Origin of the sequence: Pseudomonas putida (assembly GCF_028682175.1) — a bacterium.
GTDB lineage: Bacteria > Pseudomonadota > Gammaproteobacteria > Pseudomonadales > Pseudomonadaceae > Aquipseudomonas > Aquipseudomonas putida_AD.
Genome location: NZ_JANHKS010000089.1, coordinates 1 through 11,009, shown reverse-complemented (window position 1 = coordinate 11,009; position 11,009 = coordinate 1). Strand labels below are relative to the sequence as shown.

The following is an 11,009-nucleotide window of genomic DNA, read 5'->3' as shown; positions in this document are numbered from 1 at the left end:
GATCAGCCCGCCCGCACCTGGACCATCGGCACCGGCCGTGTCGTTGGCCAGGATGTTGCCGCTGGTCTCCCCGCCTTCCAGCACGTAGCCGATATCCGGGTTGGCGTGGGGCACGTCATCGAGCACATGCACGTTGATGCTGCCGTCGGCCACATCGCCATCGCTGTCCACCGCATGCACGGGGATCTGTTCGTTGTTGATGGTGCCGTCGCCCTGGTTGTGGGTTTCAGGGCCGTTGAGGGTATAGCTGTAGGTGACTTCGCCGGTGGCCGGGTTGTATCCCAGAATCGTCAGCGTGTTGCCCGATGGCAGGGTGATCGACTGCGGCCCGGTGATCGCCACGCCATTGGTCACCACGTTGATGCCACCAATGCTCAGGGTCTGCAGGCCGTCGGCGGCAGTGACCTTGAGGGTGCCGGTCTGGGTCAGCGCGGCACTGTTGGGCGCGCTGCCGTTTTCGAAATTGGCTTCGTTGAGGGTCACATCGCTGCTGCCCAGCGTCACGCCATTGTCGATGACGGGAGGTGGCGGCTCGACCGGCGGAGGCTCGACTGGCGGTGGTTCAACGGGAGGCGGCGTGATGACGGGCGGCGGATTGCCGTTGTCGGAGCCGTTGACCAGCAGGCCCACTTCAGGCTCGGGGATGATGAAGGTGGAATTCAGACCGGCCGTCGGAAAGCCGATCACCGGATCCACATGCCCTGCGGTTTCGGTCAGCAGCACGAAGGTATGCCCGCCGCCCAGCGCAGTGGGCGAGCCGCCGGGGTTGGCATTGCCGGCAGCCGGGGCGTCGGTGACTTTGCTCGGGTCGGCGCCCGCCGCGATTGCCTTCTGCACCTGCTGCACGTCGGCCAGTTGCTGCTGGCTCGGCGCCACGGCATCGGGGGTGACGATAGGCGTGGCGTGATTGGCGAGGATCTCCGGCGTCAGCGCCATGCTGCTGTCCCGGCCCAGGGTCAGCTCACCGCCCTTGGCCAGCCTCACATCCACCGCGCCCGTTGGTCCGGTTTCCAGCGATTCGCCGGCGTAGACCCTGTCGCCTTCGATCACCAGACGCTTGGTGCCGTTGCTGGCCACCGCAAAAACGTCCCCGACTACCTGTTTCACCGTACCGATCAACCTGGCCATATCCACTCCCTAGCTACGCATACCGGATCAGAAAATGTTACGAATCCAACAAGAACTGTTCGAACGGCGTACATAAATGGCTTGGAGCCAGCATCAAACGACAAATTTATGTCGCTGAATTTTTTCAAGTTTTTTGCTCGAAAAACCACTTGATCGAACGCCGTCAAATTTCCGCTGAAACTCCCATAACAATCGTAAGATGCTTGTAAAACCTTGTTTACAGGCATTTCCCTGCAAGCAACCATCTCTTGAAACAGGCAAATGGCATAAGTTTTTTTTGGAATAAGGGTTATGAAAAAAACGTCTGAGCTTTTTGCAAACTTGTGTTTAGCTCTGATGTTACAAACCTGATACGGTCTTCACCGAAGGAATCGTCGGTTTTTTGGCGAACTCGGCACGACAACAAAATCACGGAGAAGCTCATGCGCGACTTGACCCCGCTTTACAGTGCAGTTGTGTTGGCGGTCGCCTGCGCCCAGGCGCACGGCATGTCACTGAATCAGGCGATTCAGACCACCATCGACAATCACCCGGAAATTCACTCGAACGTGAACAACCGATTGTCTGCCGATGAGGATGTCAAGATCGCCAAGGGCGGTTACCTGCCCAGCGTCGACCTGGTGGCCGCCTATGGCCGTGAGCACACCGACAGCCCCACCACCCGGGCGTTCGGCAATCACAACGAAGAAACCCTGAACTACACCCAGTCCGAACTTCGCCTGCGCCAGATGCTGTTCGACGGTTTCAACACCAAGAACGAAGTCGGCCGCACCCAGGCGGTGGTCAACTCCCGCGCGTACTACCTGCGCGGCACATCGGAAGACCTCGCGCTGCGCGCCATCGAGGTGTACCTGGAAGTGCTCAAGCGCCGCGAGCTGCTGGACCTGGCCAAGAACAACCTGCAGGCGCACCTGCGCATCAACGACCAGATCGGCCTGCGCACCAACCGCGGCATCGGCAGCAACGCCGACAGCGATCAGTCCAAGGCCCGTCGCGCCCTGGCCGAGAACAATTTCTACACCGCCCAGGTCGACCTGGCAGACGCCGAGGCCAACTTCTTCAGCGCCGTGGGCAGGATGCCCGACGAACTGGAAGCGCCGCCCTCGATCAAGGGCGAAGTACCCACCAGCCTCAACGACGCCAAGCAGAGCATGCTGGTGAACAACTCCTTCCTGAAGTCGGCCCAGGCCGACATCAATGCCGCCGAGAAGCAGTACGAGATCGCCAAGTCGCCGTTCTATCCGCGCTTCGACGGTGAGCTGGCCGTCGGCGCGAACAACAACATCGCCGGCGAAGAAGGCCACGACAACGAATGGCGAGCGGCAGTGGTGATGAACTACAACCTGTTCAACGGCAATCGTGACAAGGCGCGCCTGAACTCCAACGCCTACAAGACCGGCCAGGCCATGGACATCCGCAACAACGCGCTGCGCATGCTCAACGAGAACCTGTCGCTGGCCTGGAATGCCATGAACAACGCCCGCACCCAGACCCCGATCGCCCGGGAATACGCCGAAACCACGACCAAGGTTCGCGCCGCGTATCAGGACCAGTTCGGCCTGGGCCAGCGCACCCTGCTCGACCTTCTGGACAGCGAAAACGAGCTCTACAACGCCGCCCGCCGCTACACCGAGCTGCGCTACACCGAGGAATATTCGATGTACCGCGTGCTGGCCACCGAGGGCGAGCTGCTGAACAAGGCGCGTGTCGTCTTGCCGACTGCCGCAGTCGCCCTGACCGAGGTCAAGAGCGATGCGCGGCTGCCGGACCTGAAATAGATCAACCTGAAGTAGACCGACTTGAAGCCGCCCGACTTGAAGTAACGTAGTAGCGCGTGAGCGCGGGAGAAGTCTGTGACCAGCATGGAACTGCCCCACATAGAACCATCGCAACCGTTCGACCCACGTTCGAATTTCGACGACCCGCTGCTCGATGGCCTGCTCATCCTGTGCCGGCTTCACGACTGCAACGCCAGCCGCACCAGCCTCAGCGCTGGCCTGCCGCTGGCACAGCAGGCACTGACCGTCGATCTTCTGCCCCGCGCCGCTGCCCGCGCAGGGCTCCAGGGCCGCGTCCTGCGTCGCAAGCTCGACGCCATCGACCGCCTCAACCTGCCCGTCCTGCTGTTGCTCAAGGGCAACCGTTGCGCGGTGTTGCTGCGCTGGGAAGAAGACGGCCGCGCGCTGATCCTCCCAAGCGAAGCCGACGGCGGCGAACAGCGCGTCACCCGAGAAGAACTGGACGCGCTCTACACCGGTCAGGCGCTGTTCGCCCGCCCCCGCCACGAACTGGAAAACCTGCGCACACCGCTGGTGCCGCGGGTCAACGCGTGGTTTCGCGACACCCTCAAGCTGTCGCGCTGGCTGTACAGCGACGCGATCCTGGCAAGCCTGATGATCAACCTGCTGGGGCTGATGGTGCCGCTGTTCGTGATGCAGACCTACGACCGCGTGGTGCCCAACCAGGCCACCTCGACGCTGTGGGTACTGGCCATCGGGCTGCTGATCGGCACCGGTTTCGAGCTGACCCTGCGCCTGGTGCGCGCGCACCTGCTGGATCAGGCCGGCAAGAAGACCGACGTGATCCTCTCCGCGACCCTGTTCGAACGCATCACCGGCATGTCGATGAAAGCTCGCCCGGCCTCCATCGGCGGCTTCGCCCAGAGCATTCATGACTTCCAGGGGCTGCGGGAATTTCTCACCGCCGTGACCCTGACCAGCATCATCGACCTGCCCTTCGCCGTGTTGATGCTGGCGGTGATCGGCCTGCTCGGTGGCTGGCTGGTGGTGATTCCTCTGGTGGCCTTCCCGGTGACCATCCTCTTCGCCTGGATCATCCAGATGCGCCTGCGCGACACCGTCGAGCGCAGCCTGGCGCTGGGCGCAGAACGCCAGGCGTTGCTGGTGGAAACCCTGGGCGGACTGGAAACCCTCAAGGCCTGCGGCGCCGAAAGCGAGCGCCAGCACAAATGGGAATCGACCCACGGCGCCCTGACCCGCCTGGACAGCCATGCCCGCGATCTCTCAGCCCTGGCCAGCAACGGCACGCTGTTCATCCAGCAGTTTTCGGGCATGGCGACCATCGTGGCCGGGGTCTACATCATCATCGCCGGCAACCTGAGCGTCGGCGCACTGGTGGCCAGCTACATGCTTGGCAGCCGCGTGCTCGCCCCGCTCGGGCAGATCGCCGGGCTGATCACGCGCTATCAGCAGGCGCAGGTCACCATGAAAAGCACCGACGCGCTCATGGCCCTGCCCCAGGAACGCGAGCCCGGCAAGCACCCGTTGCAGCACACCCAGCTCAAGGGCGCCATCGACGTGGTCAAGGCCACCTTCGCCTATGGCGGCAGCGGCACTGCGGCGGCGCTGAACGAGGTCAGTATCAGCGTCAAACCCGGCGAGCGGATCGGCATCATCGGTCGCAGCGGCTCGGGCAAAAGCACACTGGCGCGTTTGATGATGGGCTTCTATACACCCGACGATGGGCAACTGTTGCTCGACGGTCTGGACCTGCGTCAGGTGGATGTCGCCGACCTGCGCCAGCAAGTGGGCTACGTCGCCCATGACCTGCCGTTGCTGGCGGGCAGTCTGCGCGACAACCTGACCCTGGGCGCACGCTACGTCACCGACGCTCGCATGCTGGAAGTCGCCGAGTTGACCGGCGTCACCGAGCTTGCGCGCAATCACCCGCTGGGCTTCGACCGGCCGGTGGGCGAGCGCGGGCAACTGCTCTCCGGTGGCCAGCGCCAGGCGGTGCTGCTGGCCCGGGCGCTGCTGCTCGATCCACCGATCATGCTGCTGGACGAACCCACCAGCCACATGGACAACAGCAGCGAAGACCTGCTGCGCCAGAAACTGCTGGGCCTGATGCAAGGCAAGACCCTGCTGCTGGTCACCCATCGCATGTCGATGCTCAGCCTGGTCGAGCGGCTGGTGGTGCTGGACAACGGCAAGGTGGTCGCCGATGGTCCCAAGGAGCTTGTCGTCGAGGCACTGCGCAAGGGCCGTGTCGGCCCGGCCACGGTTTAAGGAGCGTTCATCATGTCATCCGCTCAAAGCTATTTTCATCCGGGCCGCCAGGTCGATACCGAGTTCATGCCGGAAGTCGCCGGCGTCGCCGCGCAGGACTCGTCACGGGGTTCGCGGATCACGGTGTGGATTGCCGCTGCGCTGATCGTCAGCGCTCTGGTGTGGGCCAAATTCGCCGTGCTGCAGGAAGTCACCATGGGCGAAGGCAAGGCGATTCCGTCGAGCAAGGTTCAGGTGATCCAGAACCTGGAAGGCGGCATCGTCACTGAAATCTTCGTGCGTGAAGGGCAGATCGTGAACAAAGGCGACACCCTGCTGCGCCTGGACGACACGCGATTCCTGTCGAACAAGGGCGAGAGCGAGGTCGACAAATACACGCTGATGGCCCAGGTCGACAGGCTCTCGGCCGAGTCCGAAGGCCGGCCGTTCAAGCCGTCCGCCGAGGTGCTGGCCAAGGCGCCGCAGGTGGCCGCCGATGAGCAGTCGCTGTACGACTCGCGCCAGCGTCGCCTGGCCAGTGAGCAGCGCACCTTGCAGGAACAACTGCGGCAGAAAACCCAGGAAGTCGCCGAGTTTCGCTCCAAGCAGGATCAGTACCGCAACCAACTGGGTTTCATTCAGCAGGAGCTGAGCATGTCGGCGCCGCTGGTCAACAGCGGTGCGGTGTCGCCGGTGGAAATCATCCGGCTCAAGGGCAAGGCGTCCGAGGCGCGCGGGCAGATGGACGCGACGTCATTGGCGATTCCGAGGGCGGAAGCGGCGATCAACGAGATCAAGAGCAAGATCCAGGAATCCCTGGACAGCTTCCGCTCCGATGCCACCAAGGATTTGAACGACAAGCGTGCAGACCTGGCAAAAGCCAGCGCCACCAGCATCGCCATCGACGACCGCGTGACGCGTACCACGGTGACCTCGCCGGTCAAGGGGATCGTCAAGACGCTGAAGGTAAATACCATCGGCGGCGTAGTTCAGCCGGGCAGCGACATGGTGGAAATCGTCCCGCTGGAAGACAACCTGCTGATCGAAGCCAAGGTCCGGCCGCAAGATGTGGCCTTCCTGCATCCGGGCCAGAAAGCCATGGTCAAGTTCAGCGCCTATGACTACACCATCTACGGCGGCCTGCCGGCCAAGCTGGAACTGATCGGCGCCGACACCACCACCGATGACAAGGGCAACACCTTCTACCTGATCCAGGTCCGCACCGACCGCAACCATCTGGGCAGTGATGAAAAGCCGCTGCTGATCATCCCCGGTATGGTCGCCACCGTGGACATCATCACCGGCGAGAAAAGCGTGATGGATTACCTGCTCAAACCCGTGCTCAAGGCCCGGACCGAAGCGTTGCGCGAAAGGTAGTGCGTTAGCCCGCCGCCAGACCTGTAGGAGTGAGCTTGCTCGCGCTGAGGCCGGTACAACCGACATATTTAGATTGGATGTACCAACGTCATCGCGAGCAAGCTCACTCCTACAGGGTTGGGGCACATTCCGTTTTTTCGCCATACCCAGAACCCGTAGCAGCACGGCTTGCCGGCGGGGGCGATCTCAAGTACGTCCCCGCCGGCAAGCCGTGCTGCTACGGGGCGGAGTTGTGACAAAGATTTTGATTTTGATCTTCATGTGCGATGGCCCAGACACCGCCGAACGCGACGTAAAGGCGCCAGGCCGAGCGCAGACGTCGTGCAGGGGGATGAGCGGCAGGAAGCCGCGAAAGCTGTGCGGGCCATGGATGGCCCATCACAGCGTGCCCCCGGAGCGGCGCCGGAGTCGAGGGAAGTCCGACGAAGGAGGACCCCAGCCAGTCGCAATGGCTTTGCTTACTTTCCCCGAAAGGAAAGTGAGTCGCCCGTAAGGGGCGAAATCCTAAAGCCCAGCCACCACGAGAATGGATCTGTCCCCAATATCAGGGTCACCCGTCGACGCGGAGCGTCAAACACGCCGCTACCACGCAGAGCGTGGGAACGATCATTACACGCCGTCAGGCGCTACTTCTTGCCATCTTTCTTGAACGCCGCCTCCAGTGCCTCATTGATCGTGCGCAGCACCTTGACCCTTGCCCAGCGCTTGTCATTGGCTTCCACCAAGGTCCAGGGGGCGATTTCGGTGCTGGTGCGGTCCACCATATCACCCACCGCTTCGCGGTATTGCGGCCACTTGCTGCGGTTGCGCCAGTCGTCCTCAGTAATCTTGTGACGCTTGAAGGGAATCTTCTCCCGCGCCTTGAATCGCTCCAGCTGAGTCTTGTCATCAATGGCCAGCCAGAACTTGACCACCACGATACCGGCGTCAGTCAGTTGCTCTTCGAAGTCGTTGATTTCACTGTAGGCCCGCAGCCAGTCGGCCTCGGAACAGAACCCCTCGACCCGCTCCACCAGCACCCGGCCATACCAGGACCGGTCGAACACCGTGAACTTGCCCCGCGCCGGAATCTGCCGCCAGAAGCGCCACAGATAAGGCTGCGCCCGCTCATCCTCGCTGGGCGCGGCAATCGGCACGATGTGGTACTGACGCGGATCGAGCGCCCCGGCCAGCCGCTTGATCGCCCCACCCTTGCCTGCCGCATCGTTACCTTCGAACACCGCGACCAACGAATGCCTGCGCATGCGCTTGTCACGCATCAGCCCGGACAGCCGAGCCTGTTCAGCGATCAACTGCTGTTCATAGTCGTCCTTTTCCAGCGCCAGGGTCATGTCCAGATTGTCCAGCAGGCTCAACTCGTCGGTGTTGCTGGGCAACGGCCCGAGGTTGACCAGGTTGGTGTTGCCTTCCGGGGTCTTGAGCGCATTCTGCAGACCTTCCAGCAGTAGCCGCCCGACGGTCAGGCTACGGTAATGGGGGTCCACGCCTTCGATCACATGCCAGGGCGCATAGTCGCGGCTGGTGCGGCGCAGCACCCGCTCGCCGAAGCGCACGAACTTGTCGTAGGTCTTGGACTGCTGCCAGTCCAGCGGGCTGATGCGCCAACTGTGCAGGGGGTCGTCCTTGAGGGTCTTGAGGCGCTTGCGCATCTGCTGCTTGGACAGGTGGAACCAGAATTTGAAGATCACTGCGCCTTCGTCGACCAGCATTTTCTCCAGACGCTCGGCACCATTGATCGCCTGATCCAGCACCGGGTCCTTGAAGCGCTTGTGCACGCGGCCCTGAATCATCTGGCTGTACCAGTTGCCAAAGAAGATCCCGATTCGCCCCTTGGGCGGCAGCTGGCGCCAGTAGCGCCAGGCCGGCGGGTGGGCCAGTTCCTCGTCGGTCTGCTGGTCGAAAGTGCGCACTTCGATGAAGCGCGGGTCCATCCAGTCGTTGAGCAGCTTGACGGTTTCGCCCTTGCCCGCGCCCTCGATGCCGTTGATCAGCACGATGATCTGGCGCTTGCCCTGCTCGTGCAGTTCGTATTGGGCTTCCAGCAATGCCTCGCGCAAGGCGGGCACTGCGGCGTGATAGGTGTCGTCGTCGATGGTGTGGCCGATTTCAGCGGATTCGAACATGTACAACTCCCTGGGTCGGATCGCTCAAGATTAGCGGATCGAGCGAGTCAGTGAGGGCTATGACCGCGAAACCGTGTCAGGGGTCAATCCGGGTTGCGCAAGATTGGCCCAAGGCTGGGTTAATATAGCGGCCTTGCTCCCGCCTAAGCCTGACCATGACCACTATCCAGCACGCCCAGATCGACTGGGACGAACGCGGCAACCCGCACTCGCGGGCCTTTGCCGACGTGTACTTTTCCACCGAATCGGGCCTGGACGAAACCCGTCACGTGTTCCTGACCCAGAACCAGCTGCACGAACGCTTCACGGCGCTGCCTGCCGACGGGCGCCTGGTGATCGGCGAAACCGGTTTTGGCACCGGGCTCAATTTCCTCTGCGCCTGGCAATTGTTCGAAGCCTGCGCGACGCCGGGCGCGAGGCTGCAATTTGTCAGCGTCGAGAAATTCCCCCTCAGCCGGGCCGACCTGGAACGCGCGCTCACGCTGTGGCCGGAGCTGAAGACCTTTGCCGATCAGTTGCTGGAGCAATACGTTGCGATCCACGAAGGCTTTCAGCGCCTGGTGTTCGATGGCGGACGGGTGATGCTGACGCTGTTGATCGGCGACGCGCTTGAAATGTTGCCGGAGCTGGACGGGCCCATCGACGCATGGTTTCTCGACGGTTTCGCGCCCGCGAAAAATCCGGAAATGTGGACCCCGGAACTGTTCGCAGAACTGGCACGCCTGGCTGCGCCGGGTTCGACCATCGGCACCTTCACCAGCACCGGCTGGGTGCGGCGCGCGCTGAATGCGGCGGGCTTCAAGATGAAACGGGTGCCGGGCATCGGCCATAAATGGGAAGTGCTCAGGGGCAGTTTCATCGGCTGGCCTGAGGATGTTCCGCTGGCGACGCCCAAGCCCTGGTTCGCTCGCCCCACACCTGCGAGCGGCGAGCGCAAGGCGCTGGTGATCGGCGCCGGGCTTGCCGGTTGTGCGACGGCATCGAGCCTGGCAGCGCGGGGCTGGAAGGTGAGCCTGCTTGAGCGGCATGCGGACCTGGCGCAAGAGGCGTCGGGCAATCCTCAAGGGGTGCTCTACCTGAAGCTGTCCGCCCATGGCACGGCTCTTTCGCAGCTGATACTGAGCGGTTTCGGCCACACCCGGCGCCTGCTCGAACGCCTTGAGCGTGGTGTGGACTGGGATGGCTGCGGCGTGCTGCAACTGGCCTTCGACGACAAGGAAGGCGAGCGTCAGGCGCAACTGGGGGCTGCGTTTTCCAGCGACCTGCTGCAAGTGCTGGGCAAGGATGAAGCCGAGGCGAAAGCCGGAATCACGCTGAACAGCGGCGGCCTGTTTTATCCACAAGGCGGCTGGGTGCACCCTCCTGCGCTGTGCCGTCATCAGGCCAGCGATCCAGACATCCAGTTGTTGACCCACCGTGACGTGGTCGAGCTGCGCCGTGAGGGCGATCTGTGGCAGGCATTCGACGGCGAACGGCTGCTGGATTCGGCGCCGGTGGTGGTGCTCGCCGGCGCCGCGGAGATCAAGCGTTTCCCGGCCAGCGAAGACTTGCCGCTCAAGCGCATCCGCGGGCAGATCACGCGCCTGGCGCAGACGCCGGCCAGTGCATCGTTGAGCACGGTGGTGTGTGCCGAGGGCTACGTCGCGCCGGGGCGGCTGGGTGAGCATACGCTGGGGGCCAGCTTCGATTTCAAGAGCGATGACCTGACGCCGACGACCGCCGAGCACCTGGGCAACCTTGAGTTGCTGCGGGAAATTTCGCCAGACCTGAGTCAGCGTTTGCAGGCCGACGCCTTGCCCGCCGAGCAACTTGAAGGGCGCGCGGCGTTTCGTTGCACCAGCCCGGATTACTTGCCCATCGTCGGGCCGCTGGCCAACCGGGCGGCCTTTCTGGAGGCCTACGCGGTGTTGCGCAAGGACGCCCGGCAGGTGCCGGACATCCCGTGCCTCTGGCTTGACGGGCTGTATGTGAACAGCGGGCATGGCTCGCGTGGGCTGATTACCGCGCCGCTGTCGGGCGAACTGATTGCTGCCTGGCTCGACAACGAACCCCTGCCCCTGCCCCGCAGCGTCGCAGAGGCGTGTCACCCGAACCGGTTTGTGTTGCGCAGTCTGATTCGCGGCAAATAACGGTCCTGACCACATCCCTGTAGGAGTGAGCTTGCTCGCGATTGCGGTGGGTCATCGACGGATGGGGTGTCTGACACGACGCCGTCGCGGGCAAGCGCGCTCCTACAATCATGCGGTGAATCCCGATTTTCCGGCATCCCCGGAACCGTAGGAGCGCGCTTGCCCGCGAATGGCCGGTACATTCGATGGAGATGTGTCGGATGTACCGCCCTCATCGCGAGCAAGCTCACTCCTACAGGTGCCGC

Annotated in this window: 6 protein-coding genes; 4 read left to right on the top strand and 2 right to left on the bottom strand. The window is 62.9% G+C overall.

Features of this window, described 5'->3' with window-relative positions; genetic code table 11:
- On the bottom strand, positions 1 to 1,128 hold a 1,128-nt coding region (locus tag NPS29_RS28255; RefSeq protein WP_274136768.1), incomplete at its 3' end, for a retention module-containing protein.
- Positions 1,129 to 1,550: 422 nt separating this feature from the next.
- On the opposite strand from NPS29_RS28255, the gene NPS29_RS28250 reads away from it, so the two are divergent.
- From NPS29_RS28250 to NPS29_RS28240, 3 genes are all read left to right on the top strand, one after another.
- A complete protein-coding gene (locus NPS29_RS28250) occupies positions 1,551 to 2,906 on the top strand; it encodes a TolC family outer membrane protein (RefSeq protein ID WP_274136767.1) in 1,356 nt (451 codons plus the stop codon).
- Between the two features lie 75 nt (positions 2,907 to 2,981).
- Positions 2,982 to 5,156 (top strand): type I secretion system permease/ATPase, encoded by a 2,175-nt coding sequence (locus NPS29_RS28245; protein WP_400782201.1) that lies wholly within the window; start codon positions 2,982 to 2,984, stop codon positions 5,154 to 5,156.
- A gap of 12 nt (positions 5,157 to 5,168) precedes the next feature.
- The gene (locus NPS29_RS28240; protein ID WP_274136766.1) at positions 5,169 to 6,512 is read left to right on the top strand and encodes an HlyD family type I secretion periplasmic adaptor subunit; all 1,344 of its coding nucleotides are present in this window, start codon (positions 5,169 to 5,171) and stop codon (positions 6,510 to 6,512) included.
- A 626-nt stretch (positions 6,513 to 7,138) separates the two neighbouring features.
- Here the strand turns inward: NPS29_RS28240 and pap are convergent.
- Positions 7,139 to 8,635, bottom strand: coding sequence for a polyphosphate:AMP phosphotransferase (pap, locus tag NPS29_RS28235; RefSeq protein ID WP_274136765.1), 1,497 nt, complete (start codon positions 8,633 to 8,635; stop codon positions 7,139 to 7,141).
- Positions 8,636 to 8,790: 155 nt separating this feature from the next.
- On the opposite strand from pap, the gene mnmC reads away from it, so the two are divergent.
- On the top strand, positions 8,791 to 10,764 hold the full coding sequence (gene mnmC, locus NPS29_RS28230; RefSeq protein ID WP_274136764.1) for a bifunctional tRNA (5-methylaminomethyl-2-thiouridine)(34)-methyltransferase MnmD/FAD-dependent 5-carboxymethylaminomethyl-2-thiouridine(34) oxidoreductase MnmC: 1,974 nt from the start codon (positions 8,791 to 8,793) through the stop codon (positions 10,762 to 10,764).
- Positions 10,765 to 11,009 lie beyond the last annotated feature (245 nt).